The organism is Actinobacillus genomosp. 1 (genome assembly GCF_029774175.1).
Taxonomy (GTDB): Bacteria; Pseudomonadota; Gammaproteobacteria; order Enterobacterales; family Pasteurellaceae; genus Actinobacillus.
The window spans coordinates 377,680-394,345 of sequence record NZ_CP103834.1 but is presented as its reverse complement, the minus strand read 5'-3'; the positions used below and the strand labels follow the sequence as shown (position 1 = coordinate 394,345).

The 16,666-nt window shown below is 38.6% G+C and carries 19 protein-coding genes; 12 read left to right on the top strand and 7 right to left on the bottom strand.

The window, feature by feature from the left end; translation table 11 throughout:
• Position 1 precedes the first annotated feature (1 nt).
• The 8 genes from lptA (at position 2) to NYR63_RS01830 (ending at position 5,805) form a co-directional block, all read left to right on the top strand.
• Positions 2-505, top strand: a complete 504-nt coding sequence (lptA, locus tag NYR63_RS01865) for a lipopolysaccharide transport periplasmic protein LptA (RefSeq protein WP_279457917.1) — start codon at positions 2-4, stop codon at positions 503-505.
• A gap of 9 nt (positions 506-514) precedes the next feature.
• Positions 515-1,240: an LPS export ABC transporter ATP-binding protein gene (lptB, locus tag NYR63_RS01860; protein ID WP_279457916.1), complete on the top strand. Its 726-nt coding sequence runs from the start codon at positions 515-517 to the stop codon at positions 1,238-1,240.
• A gap of 49 nt (positions 1,241-1,289) precedes the next feature.
• Positions 1,290-1,802 (top strand): PTS sugar transporter subunit IIA, encoded by a 513-nt coding sequence (locus NYR63_RS01855; protein WP_279457915.1) that lies wholly within the window; start codon positions 1,290-1,292, stop codon positions 1,800-1,802.
• An 18-nt stretch (positions 1,803-1,820) separates the two neighbouring features.
• Positions 1,821-2,681 carry an RNase adapter RapZ gene (gene rapZ / locus NYR63_RS01850; RefSeq protein WP_279457914.1) on the top strand — a complete coding sequence of 287 codons (861 nt, stop codon included), beginning with the start codon at positions 1,821-1,823 and terminating at the stop codon, positions 2,679-2,681.
• 87 nt (positions 2,682-2,768) lie between these two features.
• Positions 2,769-3,950 (top strand): FAD-dependent monooxygenase, encoded by a 1,182-nt coding sequence (locus tag NYR63_RS01845; protein ID WP_279457913.1) that lies wholly within the window; start codon positions 2,769-2,771, stop codon positions 3,948-3,950.
• Between the two features lie 136 nt (positions 3,951-4,086).
• Positions 4,087-4,566 carry a hypothetical protein gene (locus NYR63_RS01840; protein ID WP_279457912.1) on the top strand — a complete coding sequence of 160 codons (480 nt, stop codon included), beginning with the start codon at positions 4,087-4,089 and terminating at the stop codon, positions 4,564-4,566.
• 76 nt (positions 4,567-4,642) lie between these two features.
• Positions 4,643-5,272, top strand: coding sequence for a lipoprotein Hlp (locus NYR63_RS01835; protein ID WP_279457911.1), 630 nt, complete (start codon positions 4,643-4,645; stop codon positions 5,270-5,272).
• A gap of 56 nt (positions 5,273-5,328) precedes the next feature.
• Positions 5,329-5,805, top strand: a complete 477-nt coding sequence (locus NYR63_RS01830) for a hypothetical protein (protein ID WP_005611477.1) — start codon at positions 5,329-5,331, stop codon at positions 5,803-5,805.
• 29 nt (positions 5,806-5,834) lie between these two features.
• Here NYR63_RS01830 and ubiH read toward each other — a convergent pair whose 3' ends face one another.
• Genes ubiH through selD form a run of 3 tightly spaced genes read right to left on the bottom strand, consistent with a single transcriptional unit; the run spans position 5,835 to position 8,564 of the window.
• The gene (gene ubiH, locus NYR63_RS01825; RefSeq protein WP_279457910.1) at positions 5,835-7,034 is read right to left on the bottom strand and encodes a 2-octaprenyl-6-methoxyphenyl hydroxylase; all 1,200 of its coding nucleotides are present in this window, start codon (positions 7,032-7,034) and stop codon (positions 5,835-5,837) included.
• A 9-nt stretch (positions 7,035-7,043) separates the two neighbouring features.
• Positions 7,044-7,499 carry an NUDIX hydrolase gene (locus NYR63_RS01820; protein ID WP_279457909.1) on the bottom strand — a complete coding sequence of 152 codons (456 nt, stop codon included), beginning with the start codon at positions 7,497-7,499 and terminating at the stop codon, positions 7,044-7,046.
• 21 nt (positions 7,500-7,520) lie between these two features.
• Positions 7,521-8,564 (bottom strand): selenide, water dikinase SelD, encoded by a 1,044-nt coding sequence (selD, locus tag NYR63_RS01815; RefSeq protein ID WP_279457908.1) that lies wholly within the window; start codon positions 8,562-8,564, stop codon positions 7,521-7,523.
• Between the two features lie 355 nt (positions 8,565-8,919).
• On the opposite strand from selD, the gene NYR63_RS01810 reads away from it, so the two are divergent.
• Entirely contained in the window at positions 8,920-9,780 is an 861-nt protein-coding gene (locus NYR63_RS01810; protein ID WP_279457907.1) for a cell division protein FtsZ, read from the top strand.
• Positions 9,781-9,822: 42 nt separating this feature from the next.
• Here NYR63_RS01810 and NYR63_RS01805 read toward each other — a convergent pair whose 3' ends face one another.
• From NYR63_RS01805 to NYR63_RS01795, 3 genes are read right to left on the bottom strand one after another with little or no spacing between them, the layout of a single operon-like run.
• Positions 9,823-10,563 carry a PP2C family protein-serine/threonine phosphatase gene (locus NYR63_RS01805; protein WP_279457906.1) on the bottom strand — a complete coding sequence of 247 codons (741 nt, stop codon included), beginning with the start codon at positions 10,561-10,563 and terminating at the stop codon, positions 9,823-9,825.
• Complete coding sequence (gene cobB / locus NYR63_RS01800) at positions 10,556-11,275, bottom strand: Sir2 family NAD+-dependent deacetylase (RefSeq protein ID WP_279457905.1); 720 nt, start codon at positions 11,273-11,275, stop codon at positions 10,556-10,558. Before cobB ends, NYR63_RS01805 begins: the two co-directional genes overlap by 8 nt.
• A 55-nt stretch (positions 11,276-11,330) precedes the next feature.
• Positions 11,331-12,110 carry a glucose-6-phosphate dehydrogenase gene (locus NYR63_RS01795; protein WP_279457903.1) on the bottom strand — a complete coding sequence of 260 codons (780 nt, stop codon included), beginning with the start codon at positions 12,108-12,110 and terminating at the stop codon, positions 11,331-11,333.
• A gap of 241 nt (positions 12,111-12,351) precedes the next feature.
• On the opposite strand from NYR63_RS01795, the gene NYR63_RS01790 reads away from it, so the two are divergent.
• Positions 12,352-13,335, top strand: a complete 984-nt coding sequence (locus NYR63_RS01790; RefSeq protein WP_279457901.1) for a virulence protein RhuM/Fic/DOC family protein — start codon at positions 12,352-12,354, stop codon at positions 13,333-13,335.
• A gap of 50 nt (positions 13,336-13,385) precedes the next feature.
• On the opposite strand, the gene NYR63_RS01785 is transcribed toward NYR63_RS01790, so the two are convergent.
• Positions 13,386-14,354 (bottom strand): helix-turn-helix transcriptional regulator, encoded by a 969-nt coding sequence (locus tag NYR63_RS01785; protein ID WP_279457900.1) that lies wholly within the window; start codon positions 14,352-14,354, stop codon positions 13,386-13,388.
• A gap of 133 nt (positions 14,355-14,487) precedes the next feature.
• On the opposite strand from NYR63_RS01785, the gene prfB reads away from it, so the two are divergent.
• Positions 14,488-15,586 (top strand): peptide chain release factor 2 gene (prfB, locus tag NYR63_RS01780; protein WP_279457899.1). Its coding sequence is split into 2 segments (ribosomal slippage): positions 14,488-14,562 and positions 14,564-15,586, totalling 1,098 coding nucleotides; the frame shifts between segments, so codons are not numbered across the junction.
• A gap of 70 nt (positions 15,587-15,656) precedes the next feature.
• Complete coding sequence (locus NYR63_RS01775) at positions 15,657-16,634, top strand: AEC family transporter (RefSeq protein WP_279457898.1); 978 nt, start codon at positions 15,657-15,659, stop codon at positions 16,632-16,634.
• Positions 16,635-16,666 lie beyond the last annotated feature (32 nt).

The window sequence follows — 16,666 nt, the reverse complement described above, 5'->3', positions numbered from 1 at the left end:
CATGAAATTTGCAATAAAATCTATGGTTTTTATGGCTTTATTAAGTACAAGCCTCTCATCTTATGCGCTTAAAGGCGATACCGATCAACCGATCAATATTGATTCGGGTAGCCAATCGCTTGATATGAATAGTAATGTGGTAACATTTAGTGATAATGTCGTCATTACCCAAGGTTCGATTAAAGTGACCGCAGATAAAGTAACCATTATTCGCCAAGAAGGTAAAAAAGAAACGCTTGAAGCAAGCGGTTCACCGGTTACTTTCCAGCAAACGCTGGATAACGGTAAGCCGGTAAACGGAAAAGGTAATAGCGTTCACTATGATTTAAATTCCGAATTTTTAACCTTGGTCGGTAATGCGGAATTAAAACAACAAGGTAGTTTTATCAAAGCCAGTAAAATTACTTATGATGTGAAAAAACAACAACTTAAAGCTAACAGCGGAAATAAATCTCGTGTAAAAACGATACTTATTCCGAATGAATTAAACGATAACAAAAAATAGGTAATGCCAATGCCAACGCTTTATGCCGAACATTTAGCGAAAAGCTATAAAAATCGCCAAGTGGTTAAAGATGTCAGCTTAAATGTAAAAGCCGGTGAAATCGTGGGACTTCTCGGTCCTAACGGTGCCGGTAAAACGACAACCTTTTATATGGTGGTCGGCTTAGTACGTCACGATCAAGGTCAAATTCGTATTGATGATCAAGATATCAGCCTTCTACCAATGCACGATCGCGCAAAACAAGGAATCGGCTATTTACCGCAAGAAGCTTCTATTTTCCGCCGTTTAAGCGTTTATGATAATTTAATGGCGGTGCTTCAAGTACGTAAAGACTTGACTAGCCAACAGCGCAAAGCCCGAGCCGATGAATTAATCAGCGAATTTCATATTGAGCATATCCGTAATAGCCTCGGTCAATCGCTTTCCGGTGGGGAACGCCGTCGCGTTGAAATCGCTCGTGCTCTTGCCGCAAATCCGCAGTTTATTTTATTGGATGAGCCGTTTGCCGGTGTCGATCCCATTTCGGTTATCGATATTAAAAAGATTATCGTAAATTTAAAAGAACGAGGGTTGGGGGTGTTAATTACCGACCATAATGTACGTGAAACGCTCGATGTGTGTGAACGAGCTTATATCGTAGGTAGCGGGCAAATGATTGCAAGCGGAACCCCGGAAGAAGTTTTAAATAACACTGACGTAAAACGAGTTTACTTAGGCGATCAATTTAAGCTTTAATCTCCATTAAGCGGATAATTTGATCAATATCCGCTTGAGTGTGAATAATATGAAATTAACCGAATTTCTTAGCCCCGAAAATATTCGTCAAGGGGTACTGGTTTCAAGTAAAAAAAGAGTGCTTGAATTAGCCGGAAAAATCATTGCCGAATCCGCCAATAAATCGACCGCTTGTTCCGACGATGACGGACTTTGTCCGATAGAATGTTTCGGAACTCTATTTAAACGGGAAAAGCTAGGCTCAACCAGTATTAATAACGGTATCGCTTTACCACACGCGAAATTACCAGAGTCGGCAACGGTATCTATCGATAAACCGATAGCGGCTTTTATTCAATTGGAAAAACCGATTGATTATGAAGCCCTTGATAATAAGGAAGTTGATCTCGTTTATGCGATCATGATCCCAAGCAGTTGCTGTGAACAATATAAAAACGGGTTACAAGAAATAGCCCAACGTTTAAATGATAAAACATTAACGAAGCAGCTGCGTTCCGCAAATAATGCCGAAGAAATTTGGCAATTATTATCTTATGCGGATACTCAAATGCTTGAGCAATAATAATTTTTGAGGAAACCTATGGAATTAATCATTATAAGCGGGCGTTCCGGTTCCGGTAAATCCGTTGCGCTTAGAGCCTTAGAAGACGTGGGTTATTATTGTGTTGATAACCTTCCGCTTCCGTTAATTCCGGAATTAGCCGGATTTTTATCTAATTCCGGTCGTTCTGCGGTAGTTAGCCTTGATATTCGTAATATTCCCGAAAACCCGGAAAGTATCGAAGAATTATTGGATCAATTATCAAAACTGACAATTCAAACTAAAATCATCTTTTTAGATTGCGAGCGTAATACGTTAATTCGGCGCTACAGCGATACACGACGTTTACATCCTTTATCGACAAAAGATCTCTCGTTAGAAAGTGCGATTGATTTGGAAGCTACGTTACTTGAACCGCTTTATCAACAAGCCAATTATATCATCGATACCACAAATATTTCCTCACACGAATTAGCGGAAAATTTACGTGGCATTTTGCGCGGCTCTACGGATAAGGCACTAAAAATCGTCTTTGAATCTTTCGGTTTTAAATACGGTTTACCTGCCGACGCCGATTACGTATTTGACGTGCGTTTCTTGCCTAATCCTCATTGGAATCCGGAATTACGCCCAATGACAGGCTTGGAACAACCGGTTATTGACTTCCTTGAACGTCAAACCGAAGTGCATAATTTTATCTATCAAACACGCAATTATTTAGAAATGTGGTTGCCGATGTTAGAAAAAAATAACCGTAGCTATCTGACAATTGCTATCGGTTGTACCGGTGGAAAACATCGTTCCGTCTTTATTGCCGAACAATTAGCGAAATATTTCCAAAGTCGAGATAAAGACGTGCAAATTCGCCATCGTAGTCTGGAAAAACACCACAAAAAATAAGTTAATCCGTAAAGCGGTCAAATTTAGATAAATTTTTACAAATTTATCGGAAAATCTGACCGCTTCTCATTTATAAACGATATTGATATGAAATCAGCAGATATTATCATTATTGGCGGCGGTATGGTCGGGCTTGCATTCGCGGCACTACTGAAAAATACCGAGAGTCAAATTAAGATTATTGAAAAACAAGTGCCGCAAACCACGAAAACTTTTTCAAATCGAGTAAGTGCGATTAATGCAACCAGTGAAAAAATGCTTGAGCAAGTCGGTGCATTACAGCTTATTCAGACGGAACGCTTATCGCCCTACCAAAAAATGTCGGTATGGGAGCAAGATAGCTTTGCCCAAATTGAGTTTGATAATAGCGATACAAGTATTCAACAATTAGGTTTGGATAAACTTGGATATATCATTGAAAATAATCAAATTCAATCGGCATTATGGCAACAAGTCAGCCGGCAAGATAACGTAGAAATCATCCTAAGCGAACCCAATACCGTCGGAGTTAGCGAAAACGGAGCCTTCCTTACCTTAGCAAGCGGCGAAATGATTTCAGCCAAATTAGTTGTCGGAGCGGATGGAGCCAATTCTTGGCTTCGCCGACAAATGTATATTCCGCTTATAAGCAAAGATTATGAGCAAACCGCATTGGTATGTAATGTAAAAACCGCTGAACCTCATACTCATACCGCTCGCCAAAATTTTTCCGCCGATAGTATTCTGGCATTTTTACCATTAGCGGATGAACATTTATGCTCTATCGTCTGGTCTTTACCTACGGAGAAAGCAAAACAGTTACAACATTGTGAAGTACAACAATTTAATCGGGAGCTGACCATTGCTTTTGATAACCGACTAGGCTTAGTCGAATTACAAAGCGAACGAGCGACCTATCCGCTAACCGCACGTTATGCAAGAGACTTCGCTCAATCTCGTATTGCTTTAATCGGCGATGCGGCACATACGATTCACCCGCTTGCCGGTTTAGGCGTTAATTTAGGTTTTGCCGATGCAATCACTCTTGCGCAAGAAGTCCGACAACATTTAATGCTAGGTCATGATATCGGCGAATACCGTCATTTACGTCGTTTCGAACGAACACGTAAAGCGGAAGCCGTAAAACTACTTACCGCAATGGAAGGCTTAAAACAATTGTTCCAAGGGGATCATCCGGTCAAAAAATTAATCCGCGGAATTGGCTTATCCGCAACTAACCAATTACCGATTTTAAAAAAATTATTGATTGAACAGGCCATTGGCGTTTGACTTGCTTGTTTTTTAGTCAGATAATATAAACAGGTAAATTTTTACTGAACTATCCTTTTCAGCAACAGTCTATTGTCGGTACAATAGATTACACCCTATAAAGGGAATTGTTCATCTTATTTTTTAAGGAAAACGAATGAAAAAACTAGCAACAATCGGTGCAGTCGCACTTTTAGCGTTTAGCGTAACGGCATGTAACAAAGCGGATCCAGCGGCGGATTACAAAAAATTCCAAGAATGGTATCAAGTTCAGGAGCAAACTCAAGCAACCGCTCAAGCTGAATTACAAAAACAATTAACCGAAGTAATGAGCCAAGCTCAAAAAGATCCTAAAGCATTAGAAACAGTATTAAATACGTTTGCAGGTAAAGTTCAAGAAACCTTAAAAAGCTTAGATGCGGTTGATGTGAAAAGCGAAGAAATCAAAGCATTAAAAGATAAAACTAAAGCGGTTTTAGGTTTATCAAACGAAGTTATTTCCGAACAAGTAAAAGTAATGGCTGCGCCTACCGCAGAAGCTCAACAAGCTATCCAAGCTAAAGCGCAACAATTAAATCAAGCGGCACAAGAGCTTCAAAAATTACAATCTGACTTAAAAGCAAAATTTGAAAAATAATTCAGATATAGCGTTAAAATATACAAAGGTTAGAGCAGAAACGTTCTAACCTTTTTCCACATAAACAGGTAAGAAAATGACTAAATTCACAAAAATCAGTGCAACCGCATTATTCGCTTTATTTTTAACCGCTTGTGATAAACCGGCAAATAAACCGACTACAGAACAAGCAGCACCTGCCGCAACACCAACAACCCAAACGCCGGCTGAAACGGCAAAACCGGCTGAACAGGTTGTAAATACCGGTGCGGAAGATTACAAAAAATTCCAAGAATGGCAACAAGTACAAGAAAAATCTATCGGTGAGGCTATTAACAGCGAAATTGAAAAATTAGGTGAAAAATCTAAAGATCCGGCAGTGGTTCAAGATACGATGAACAAAGCGATTCTCTCTCAAATTGAAAATATTCAAAAAAGTGCGGCTACACTGGATCTTAAAGACGCACAGGTAAATGCACTTAAAGATAAAGCACTTGAAGCAATGGCATTAGGTGCAAAAATGATCAGTGAAAATGATAAACTGGCAAAAAACCCTACACCCGATGCACATAAAGCGTTCGGTGAATTACAAGCTCAATTAGATAAAATTGCGGCGGAAGGCCAAAAAATTGAAGCTGAATTAGCGACGAAATATGGTCCAGCTCCAGCTCCAGCTCCAGCTCCAGCTCCAGCTCCAGCTCCAGCTCCAGCTCCAGCTCAAAAATAATATAATTCGACGGCTAGTCTTTGCTAGCCGTTTTCTATTCTAAAAACGACATCATAATGTTTAAAATTATAAAAATTCCCCTTTCTTTTTCTTTTATTTTAGGTCTTATCGGTTGTGTAAATTTGGGAGAAAATCATTCTCCTCAAGCAGATTTCCAACGTTTTTATCATTGGGATGAAGTGTATGGCAACGACTATGTTCAAGCAACTTTACTGACAATGCACAGCTTAGAAGTTGCCCAGAATACGCCTTCAAGAATTGATGCAATGCAAAACTACTTAGAAGAAGTCGATACCATTGAAGCTTCACTAAGTTATTTGGATATTCAAAACGATGAGATTCTTCCTATCAAAAATATCGGATTAAGGGCATTACAATTAAGCCAAGAAACCTTTAGGGATATGATTAAATTAGAATCGCAACCTGATGATGCATTGGCTCAATCGGTACAAGATAAAGGAAAAATCATCTCTCAATTAGGCAATGAAATCTCCAATGAGAAATTGAAATTGATGAAGAAATATCAGCTATAAACAAAAGGACGCTAATGCGTCCTTTCACTTTATTGCCAACCCAATGCCTTATTCGCAATATTTTCTCGCAATAACTTACTATGCGAAATTGCAAATAAACCTAAATTTCTGACCGCTTGTAGCGGTAAGAAATCGCAAGAAAACAGCGAAATCAGACCGCTTGTTAATCCGATAATTTGTGCTTGATCTTGCTTTCTTGATTGTTCAAATTGATTTAATAGCGCAAATTCACCTAAATCTTTCCCTTCTGCAAAGGCTTTTGCCAACAGCTGTGCAAGGGTAAACAGATCTCGCATGCCAAGATTAAAGCCCTGCCCCGCAACCGGATGCAATAATTGCGCTGCATTGCCGACTATCGCCAAACGATGATGAATATGCGATTGTGCTTTTTGCGAAGTGAGCGGATAAACAAACCGCTTACTGACTCTCTCAAACCTCCCTAATTTCCAACCGAATTGCTGCTGTAATTGCGAAAGAAATGCTTCATCGGAAAGATCTGTCAAATCCTCTGCTTGCTTCACACACCACACTAATGACATTCGATTATCGCTTAACGGCAACAACGCTAACGGGCCTTGCGTCGTAAATCGCTCAAAAGCCTGCCCTTGATGCGGTTCACTAATTTCAACATTTGCAATTAAAGCCGATTGTTGATAATCCTTTAATATCTCAGTTTCAATACCACACTGCCGAGCGATTTGGGATTGAATCCCGTCTGCCGCTACCATTAATTGTGTGCGAATCTGTTCGCCGTTTTGTAACGTAAGCAAAACATCAGTTTGTGAACGTTCGAAATGAACAATTTGATTCGGACAAAAACAACGGATATTCGGCTGTCGCTCAATACAAGCGGTCAAATTTTTACCTAATTTGGCAAGCTCAACCACAACACCTAATTGTGCTAAATTCAGTTCACTCGCTTTTAATGTCGTTTTACCGAAATGCCCGAGATCCGACACTTGAATCTGCTGAATCGGTGTCGAAATTTGCTGAATTTGTTCGGCAAGTGCGCTGCCGACAAGCGGTCGAATTTGGGCAATTTTTTGCAAACTGCCTTGCGCTAAAGCGATACTACGAGCGTCGAAACCGCCTTGTTGCGCATAATCAGGCAACTGTTTTTCAACGATTGCAATCCGCATTTTATGCTGTGACAAGCTACTTAACGCCAATGCCAATACCGAACCGGTTACCGCTCCGCCAACAATGACCACATCAAATTGCTCTGCCATTTCCACCTCTTATTCAAACACACGTAACACATCAAGCGGATAACTTTCGCCACTCAAATAATCTGCAATAGACTGGCTGACTAACGGATTACGTTCGCACTGTCCCTCTTGCTGAATAAAATGCTTAAATTCCTCTAAACTCAGCCAAAAACCTTGAGTAATATCGCTATCCTGTGGCGCAATCAGCGCAAAATCTTCTAACTCGACCGCAAATACAAAACGTAAATAATCGGTTTGTGAACGAGGTGCGTGCCATTGATAAATTTTGATCACCCTTTGCATTTGTGCACGAATACCGGTTTCCTCAAATAACTCTCTACTCGCTCCTTCCAACAATGTTTCATTTGCTTCCAAATGCCCTGCCGGTTGGTTTAAGGTTCGTTTACCATATTCAATTTCTTCCACAAACAAAAATTTACCTTTGCAATGCACCACACAGGCTAAAGTGATATTAGGCTTATGCATATCCGCTCCTCGCTTTTCCGCTTAAATGACTTCAATTAACGGCTTCGCATCGTCCGCTTCAAGCAAACGACCAACCCTAAATAAAGGCACATTGGCTTGGTTTGCAATTTGTTGCACTTTTTCGACCGCTTGCGGACGTACTGCAATTAACAAACCGCCGGAAGTTTGCGGATCGCATAAAATCGCCTTTTGCTCATCGGTCATGGCTGAAATCAGATGGCCATAGCTGTCAAAGTTACGATTTGTCCCACCCGGTACAGCACCCTGCGCTATATAGTCTTTTACACCGTCTAACGTATGAATTTCAGCAAAATTCACTTCGGCACGCAGATTAGAGCCTTGGCAAATTTCACTTAAATGCCCTAACAAACCGAAACCGGTTACATCCGTCATTGCCGTCACATCCGCTAACTGTGAGAATTGCGCACCAATTAAATTAATTTGACACATCACGTCACGTGCAAGATTCTGATGTTCCGCTTTCAATAAACCTTTTTTCTCAGCGGTTGTTAATACGCCGATACCAAGCGGTTTAGTCAAAAACAGTTCGCAACCGACTTCTGCCGAAGCATTCTTTTTCACCTGTTCGGTGCTAACCATACCGGTTACCGCCAGCCCGAAAATCGGCTCAGGCGAATCAATCGAATGACCGCCAGCTAAGGCAATACCGGCTTGCTGACAAGCAAAACGCCCGCCTTCCACAATTTTTTGCGCCACTTCCGCCGGCAACTTGTTTACCGGAAAGCCTAAAATGGCAATCGCCATAATCGGCTTACCGCCCATCGCAAACACATCACTTAACGCATTTGCCGCCGCAATGCGCCCAAAATCAAACGGATCGTCCACAATCGGCATAAAAAAGTCCGTCGTGCTGATAATGCCAACGCCATTACCGATATCATACACAGCGGCATCATCGGCGGTCTCATTACCCACTAATAAATTCGGATCAACAAATTTTTCCAGCTGACTTTGTAAAATTGTCCCTAACACCTTAGGAGAAATTTTACAGCCTCAACCCGCACCGTGACTGTATTGCGTCAAACGAATCGGTTCTTCCGCCATTTTATACCTCATAATCTATCTCTGAATTTTGTTATTGTACGCCAACAAGCGGTCAGATTTGAGTGATTTTTTATAAAAATAATCGCAGTAATTCAAAACGACACGAAATGTCGTATTAATCATTTACGATAACGGCTGATAAATTACATTTTGTTTATATAGGTCACTGAATATGTTTCGTAAAATTTGTTCACTTTTCAAAAGTTTAACTAGAAAGTGCTACAAACTAAAATCGTTTTACAACCGTAGGGCAGTCAATCGCCCAAAATCCCCCTATTCAACGTATTAAGCATTATCACTAAAAGCCCCCGTTTCACATCAATTTCTATAAACCATAACTCACTATGGAGGAAATATGTTTGTTCCAATACAAGAACCAAATAATCTAATTATTCGCCTTATCGGTATTGGCGAATCAGGCGGTAAACTTATTCAGAAAATGATAAAAAAGCCAGCTGAAAATGTGTTTTATATTGCCATTGATCACAATGAACAGCGTTTAAGTAAAGTGATGGCACATCATAAATTACTTGTAACCTCGGCAGAACAGCAACAAAAAGCGATAGAATTACTCAAAGGTGTCGATTTCTTACTGATCTATGTTGATATTGATAATGAAGAAGACTTTAATATTGCTCAAGCATTGATTCAAACAAGTAACAACACGCTTGTAGTGATTGCTGCCCAATATTTACAAGAAAATGCTCAAATTATTGAACGTACGAAAAAACTCTATACTGATCACAGTTGCATAGTACATTTTGACTTACAGAAAGAGTGTGAAATTTATCAATTAGCTGAGCAAGAAGCGAAAAATCATCTTGAACAAAGATTAATTCAATTTTCACACCTACCGAATATAATGTCCTGTCCGGGGTTAATTAATATTGATATTCAAGATGTTTGCTCAATCCTTTCGGGAGCGGCTAACGCATTTTTCATAATCGAATCTGCGTCTGGAAAAAATAGAGTAGAATTAATTATAAATAAATTTATCGAACAGGCTAAATTTAGATATTCCAGTCAAGTTAATGCTGTCCTTCTCAATATACAATCAGGCTTAAATCTCGAACTTGACGAAATTAATCTAATTCTGGATGGAATTCATTCGATAAGCAATGAAGCCGGCACGATAATTTTCGGTACATCAATATCCGAACACGATTCAAAAACTATGACTGTTATGGGGATTTTTGCTTGTGAAACAAGCGGTTAAAAATACTAAATTTTTTGTAAAACAAAGCCCTCAAAAGAGGGATTATCTTCTACATACAATCACTGAGAAATCATCATTAAATCTTTGTCGTTTTGCATACTTTCTATAAGCGGTAATTTTTTCTTCAATATTTTCATACTGTTGCCAAATCTGTTCTCGAACCTTCTCTGGGATAAAATCAGTCAGCCCATCAGAACAAAGCAAAATAACTTCATCTTGTTGTAAATAAAAGGTATGTGAAAAAATTTGAAAATCCGTTTCTTCAAAGTCTGCAATTAAGCAAGACTCCAATCCATTATATAGACCGGAATACTCCACATCCTCTATTGCGATTCCATCTGCTTTTAATCTTGAAATTAAAGTATGATCTTGGCTTATCTGTTGCCATTTTCCATTCTCTGAGATTTTATATGCTCGACTATTACCAACATTAATTAAATTAACTAATCCATCATTATCTATTTGGCAAGCTACGAATGTAGTCGCATTACCTAAATATTTCTCTGAATAAGTTTCGCAAAATAATTTATGTTGATAACCTAACCAAGAAGCGGAAAGACTTTCGCAAGTTTTTAATTGATTCATAAAAAATCGGCTTGCTAGCTGGGAGTTTGGGCTATGAGAAACCCCATCAGCAATACCGATAATTACAGATTCTTTCTGCAACATGACCTTTTCTGCTAATTTCAAAATATTTTGGTAAACCTCAATGCCATTAAATAACGCATCTTGGTTTACTCTTTTATGTTTAGCCGATTGTTGAGTAAAATAAATATTAAACATATTTACCCAATAATTCTTTCACAAATTTTGGCACAATTTCAGTTGCTTTTCCCTGCTGGCTACTATGAAATGAGGAATGTTTTTCACTCGGTTCTAAATTCAGCTCCACCGTCACAGCACCGGCTCGATCCGCAATATTCACAAAGCCTGCTGCCGGATAAACATTACCAGAAGTACCAATCGAGATAAAGTAATCACATTCCCATAAAGCATCTTCAATACGATTCATTTGTAGTGGCATTTCCCCAAACCAAACGATATGTGGGCGTAATTTTTGAGGAGGCTGGCAGCATTGGCACAGGCTCTCATCCGTAATATCTTCTTGCCAGTCATATACCGTTCCCTTTCTTACACAACGTACTTTAAGCAGTTCTCCGTGCATATGTACAACACGTTTACTGCCCGCACGTTCGTGTAAATTATCCACATTTTGTGTGACTAATAAGAAATTATCGCCTAGCTTTTCTTCTAATTCTGCTAAAGCTAAATGTGCTGCATTAGGTTGCACATCTGCATCAAATAACCTTGCCCGGCGTGCATTATAAAAACGTTGTACTAATTCAGGATTACGCATAAATCCTTCAGGGGTTGCAACATCATCGACTTTATGATTTTCCCATAATCCGGTGCTAGCTCGGAAAGTTTCAATCCCTGATTCCGCAGAAATCCCCGCCCCAGTTAAAACCACCACTTTTGGTAAATTTTTATTCATTATTTACTCCCAAGCTTTAATTTAAAAATGTAGTACAACATTTTTATAAATCTTACTAACAATTTTTATTCAGCAAGTGCTTAACCAAACTGTCCCTAGCATAACTATCTTTTTTATATCTTGAGCTAGGATGTCTAATTCGATAACCGTCTATGGTTGAATAAATTTCATTATGTTCTGCTTGCTCGGAAAATTTAAAAAATTCTACATATTTTTTAGGTAAAAGATTCCCCGACTTATCATAAAACTCATCTTTGCCTGAAAAATCTAAATTAAACGTACGTTTTCTGGAATCTACTCCACCGTTACCTGTAGCAAAAATAATAATACGAGGTTTTAAAATTTCAATTTGAGCCTTTAATAATTCAGCTGACAGCATTTCTAATTCTAAAATAGAAATCCCCTCATTATTCTTTTTAGGATCACCTTTTTTAAAATCAAAAGCGTATAAATTCCCCCATAAAATACCTTTCTCATTAAAATTTCTCGTTAATTTACGGATAAAATGAAAAAACGTCTTTCCTTTTCCTGTTTTCTTCGGATTAGCTGTCTTATCAAAATACTCCTTACTCTTATCAACCATATATTTAACTTCCGCTAAACCATATTTTTGATAGTTTTTTTCAGAAAACCAACCTCTTGTTTCTCTTCCAATAACTAAAATACGACGATTTTCTGGCACGTTAGAGTACCCATCCGGTACAAAACCTAAATGAATATTAGACCAATTCCCTGAAGAACGGATCTTTTCCACCAAAGAAACGTGATTTTCTAAAATCGTAGCATAACGATTTTCTAACTTTTCTCTAAGAGATAAATCTTCTTCGTATTTCATAAAAATACCCTTAACTAAATACCTACCATAAAAAAATATTAAAATTATTATACTCATCGCTACGACACATTGTGTCGCAATAAATCATATTCTATTCAAGAATAATATAAATTCTAATCTCTTACAACAAGGGAATCAATTTTACTCATTTTTTGTAAATCCTCGATCTACATTGCAAAACTACTCAAATATATTTCTGCATATTCCACTAAGGTAATGATGTCAATAAAAGGAGAGAAATATGACAAACCCAATCGAAATCTATCAAGCTGAAGACGGATCAACTCAAGTTGAAGTTCGCTTTGAAAATGAAAACGTTTGGCTTTCACAAGCCCAAATGGCGAAGATTTTTGAAACCTCAACGGATAATATCAGTTTACATTTAAAGAATATTTTTAATGAGAAAGAACTAGAAGAAAATCGAACTACCAAGGATTTCTCGGTAGTTCGATTGGAGGGTAATCGTAAAGTTACCAGACAAGTCAAACACTATAATCTTGATGCCATCATTTCTGTTGGCTATCGTGTAAAATCCAAATCCGCCACTCAATTTCGTATTTGGGCGACCACTCGTTTAAAAGATTATTTAACAAAAGGTTATGCTATTAATCAAAAACGTTTGCAACAAAATGCCTATGAATTAGAGCAAGCATTAGCCTTAATTCAAAAAACGGCAAACTCTTCGGAACTAACGATTGAAAGCGGGCGAGGTTTAGTGGATATTGTTAGCCGTTATACCCATACGTTTTTATGGTTGCAACAATATGATGAAGGATTGCTAATCGAACCTAAAGTTCAAGTCGGAGGAAAATTACCGACCATTGAACAGGCTAAACAAGCATTACACGAATTAAAGCAACAATTAATGGTTCGAGGAGAAGCCTCCGAGTTATTCGGGCTTGAGAGAGATAACGGACTTTCCGCTATTTTAGGTAATCTTGAACAAACCGTATTCGGTGAGCCTGCTTATCCAAGTATTGAGGCAAAAGCAGCACATTTACTCTACTTTGTCGTCAAAAATCACCCGTTTGCTGATGGAAATAAACGAAGTGGCGCTTTCTTATTTGTCGATTTTCTACATAGAAATCAACGCTTATTTAATCAAAACAATATTCCAATTATTAACGATACTGGGCTTGCTGCACTCACATTATTAGTTGCTGAATCCGATCCAAAGCAGAAAGAAACTTTAATTAGATTAATAATGCATATGTTAAAACGTTAAAGTTAAGCGGTAAGATTTATTGTAAATCTTACCGCTTGATTTATTCTTAATTACTCTGAAATTGCTTCTCTTTTAATATCCCAAATATCCTCCCCAAATTTACGAATCCACCAAGTTAGCATTTCATTATCGGGAACAGTAGCTTGGATTCGGTAAAACGCTTCGGTTTCTTCTAAAATTTGCTGATCTTTTGAAAGCGGTGTTTCAGTTAAGTGAAAACCTGCAGAATGAGAAATAGAGAAAGTCAATTTAACCATACTGCCATCACCAAAACCGAAATTCCCCTGTTCTTGATAATGTTTAAGATTAAAATCTTTCGGATATTCAAAACTAAAAGTCGAAACTGTTGCTTTTTTAATACGATGTAAAGCAAGATGACGATAATTTTCAAACCCCTCATATTGCACAACCAAATACATTGCCCCCCCTTGTTGAACCAAAGCAAGTGGCATCACTTGTGCTTTATTTTTCTTACCGTGCTGATTCTGATATTCGACATTCAGCAATTTATTTTCAAATAATGCAGAACTGACTGCTTCAAAAATATCAGGAGAAACTTTCGCAGGAAGTAATGGCTGGCTGGTCGGTACGCTGCTGACTTTATCCAACCATTTATATTCAAGCGTTTCTTTACCAAATTGTTTTTGATAACGTGCTTCATCAAAAAACGGTTTGAGTGATTTCATTAAATTCGCCGGCAACAAATTCTTTAAATGTTCCTCCGCCAACATTAATAATAAAGATTCGTGAGCAGTTAATGTAGAAATTGCCAGTCCTTTCGCTTGTTCTTTCCAACGGTAAGCGTGCTGAATATCACGATCATCTTTTTCAATATCAAAATGTTCACACAAAATATTTAATGTTCTCTGTACGGTACGAATATCTTTATCGAAACCAAGTTCTTCTAATTGGGAATGTAATTGCTTTGCAGTAATGTAACGCCCTTTTCCCTTTGGAATACGACGTAAGATTTCCAATTGGAAAAGGGTATTATGAATATTTTGGGGACGTTTAGGCATAATTTATTCCTTTGTTTTTTTATTTATTATAGCAATGGCAAGCGGTTAAATTTGAGCAATTTTTTGCAAAAATCCCCAAAAAAATGACCGCTTGAGCTATAATTCTCGGTCAATTTTAAAAGAGGGAAAAATAATGTTTGAACTGAATCCAATTAAAACTCAATTAGCCGATTTAACCGAGCGTACTAATGTACTTCGGGGGTATCTTTGACTTTGATGCCAAAGTCGAGCGTTTAGAAGAAGTTAATGCCGAATTAGAACAGCCGGAAATTTGGAATACGCCGGAAAAAGCACAAGCGTTAGGTAAAGAACGCTCTGCGTTAGAAATGGTGGTCAATACGATCCGTACACTAGATCAAGGTGTGGAAGATGTTGAAGGCTTAATCGAATTAGCCGTAGAAGCGGAAGATGAAGATACGTTTAATGAAGCACAAGTAGAAGCCAACGAATTAGAAGAAAAATTAGCGAAACTTGAATTCCAACGTATGTTTAGCGGTCAGCACGATGCGGCGGATTGTTATGTCGATTTACAAGCCGGATCAGGCGGTACGGAAGCGCAAGACTGGACGGAAATGTTACTACGTATGTATTTACGTTGGGCGGAAAGCAAAGGCTTTAAAACCGAATTAATTGAGGTTTCAGACGGTGATGTAGCCGGTTTAAAATCGGCAACCGTTAAAATCACCGGCGAATATGCGTTCGGCTGGTTGCGTACCGAAACCGGTATTCACCGTTTGGTGCGTAAATCGCCATTTGATTCGAATAACCGCCGCCATACTTCATTTGCGGCTGCTTTCGTGTATCCGGAAATTGATGATGATATTGATATCGAAATCAATCCGGCGGATTTACGTATTGATGTGTACCGAGCGTCCGGTGCGGGAGGTCAGCACGTTAATAAAACCGAATCGGCGGTGCGTATTACCCATATTCCATCCGGTATTGTGGTGCAATGCCAGAATGGTCGTTCACAACATCAGAACAAAGATCAATGTATGAAGCAGCTTAAAGCAAAATTATACGAGATGGAAATGATGAAAAAGAATGCGGAAAAACAAGCGATGGAAGAAAGTAAATCGGATATCGGCTGGGGCAGCCAAATTCGTTCATACGTATTAGATGATTCACGCATTAAAGATTTGCGTACCGGTGTTGAAAACCGTAATACCCAAGCGGTACTTGACGGTGATTTAGACAAATTTATTGAAGCCAGCCTTAAAGCGGGGCTTTAATTGCAAGCGGTTGGATTTGTAAAAAATTTTGCAAATTTGACCGCTTATTTTTTTACTCGGGAGCTAGATTATGTTTTTCGAATCTTTGCAATTTAGTATAGGGGTAATGCTACCGACTATTCTTTTAATGTTATTGGGTATTTTTTTACGTCGTCGCAAATTTGTAGATGATGCCTTTTGTAACACCGCATCAAAAGTGATGTTTAATTTCGCTTTACCGACAATGCTATTTTTAAATGTAGTAAAAAGTCCGTTAGATTATTCAAAAGATCTTAATTTAATTTTTGCAGGCCTAAGCGGTACGTTAATTATTTATCTGATAGCGGAATGGTGGGCGGCTAAATATATCCGTGAGCGTGGTTATCGTTGTATTTTTACTCAAGGCGTTTTTCGTACGAATGCGGCAATTTTAGGGCTTGCTCTCACTATTAATGCCTATGGAGAAGCAGGACTTGCCACCGTTTCAATTTATACCGCTTCATTAGTGATTTTATTTAATGTATTGAGTGTTATTACTATTTTAAATTCGTTAAGTGATCAGAAACCGAATGCAAGCAAACTTGCTTCGGCGGTTGCGAAGAACCCGTTGATTCAAGCGATCGTACTTGGAATAGTGGTAAATTACTTACAGATTCAGATTCCTAAGCCCCTTATGCAAACGGCGCAATCACTCGCTAATATCACCTTGCCGATGGCGTTAATCTGTATTGGTGCGACTTTAGATTTCAAAGCATTAAGCCAATTCCGCCAACAAACGGAAGAAAGTGAATTAACTCGCGTGGTACTCTATGCATCATTTTCACGCTTGATATTGGCTCCGCTTTTCTTATTTATCTTAGGTAAGTGGGTATTTGTACTGAACCCGATGCAACTCGGCATTTTGTTTCTGACGGCTACGGCTCCGGTTGCCGCGGCAACTTATGCGATGGTACGAGCTTATGGTGGGAATGGAAAAGGTGCGGCAAATTTAATCGGTATAACCACTATCGGCTCAATATTTACCGCCAGCTTAGGCTTATTTATCTTACGTCAATTAGCTTGGATTTAAAGTAAAAAAGCAGCGTATAAAAACGCTGCTTT

Excerpts from the sequence above, each read along its gene's own strand:
- lptA (WP_279457917.1), top strand. The coding sequence starts at position 2 with ATGAAATTTGCAATAAAATCTATGGTTTTTATGGCTTTATTAAGTACA.
- lptB (WP_279457916.1), top strand. The coding sequence starts at position 515 with ATGCCAACGCTTTATGCCGAACATTTAGCGAAAAGCTATAAAAATCGC.
- NYR63_RS01855 (WP_279457915.1), top strand. The coding sequence starts at position 1,290 with ATGAAATTAACCGAATTTCTTAGCCCCGAAAATATTCGTCAAGGGGTA.
- rapZ (WP_279457914.1), top strand. The coding sequence starts at position 1,821 with ATGGAATTAATCATTATAAGCGGGCGTTCCGGTTCCGGTAAATCCGTT.
- NYR63_RS01845 (WP_279457913.1), top strand. The coding sequence starts at position 2,769 with ATGAAATCAGCAGATATTATCATTATTGGCGGCGGTATGGTCGGGCTT.
- NYR63_RS01840 (WP_279457912.1), top strand. The coding sequence starts at position 4,087 with ATGAAAAAACTAGCAACAATCGGTGCAGTCGCACTTTTAGCGTTTAGC.
- NYR63_RS01835 (WP_279457911.1), top strand. The coding sequence starts at position 4,643 with ATGACTAAATTCACAAAAATCAGTGCAACCGCATTATTCGCTTTATTT.
- NYR63_RS01830 (WP_005611477.1), top strand. The coding sequence starts at position 5,329 with ATGTTTAAAATTATAAAAATTCCCCTTTCTTTTTCTTTTATTTTAGGT.
- ubiH (WP_279457910.1), bottom strand. The coding sequence starts at position 7,034 with ATGGCAGAGCAATTTGATGTGGTCATTGTTGGCGGAGCGGTAACCGGT.
- NYR63_RS01820 (WP_279457909.1), bottom strand. The coding sequence starts at position 7,499 with ATGCATAAGCCTAATATCACTTTAGCCTGTGTGGTGCATTGCAAAGGT.
- NYR63_RS01810 (WP_279457907.1), top strand. The coding sequence starts at position 8,920 with ATGTTTGTTCCAATACAAGAACCAAATAATCTAATTATTCGCCTTATC.
- NYR63_RS01805 (WP_279457906.1), bottom strand. The coding sequence starts at position 10,563 with ATGTTTAATATTTATTTTACTCAACAATCGGCTAAACATAAAAGAGTA.
- cobB (WP_279457905.1), bottom strand. The coding sequence starts at position 11,275 with ATGAATAAAAATTTACCAAAAGTGGTGGTTTTAACTGGGGCGGGGATT.
- NYR63_RS01795 (WP_279457903.1), bottom strand. The coding sequence starts at position 12,110 with ATGAAATACGAAGAAGATTTATCTCTTAGAGAAAAGTTAGAAAATCGT.
- NYR63_RS01790 (WP_279457901.1), top strand. The coding sequence starts at position 12,352 with ATGACAAACCCAATCGAAATCTATCAAGCTGAAGACGGATCAACTCAA.
- NYR63_RS01785 (WP_279457900.1), bottom strand. The coding sequence starts at position 14,354 with ATGCCTAAACGTCCCCAAAATATTCATAATACCCTTTTCCAATTGGAA.
- NYR63_RS01775 (WP_279457898.1), top strand. The coding sequence starts at position 15,657 with ATGTTTTTCGAATCTTTGCAATTTAGTATAGGGGTAATGCTACCGACT.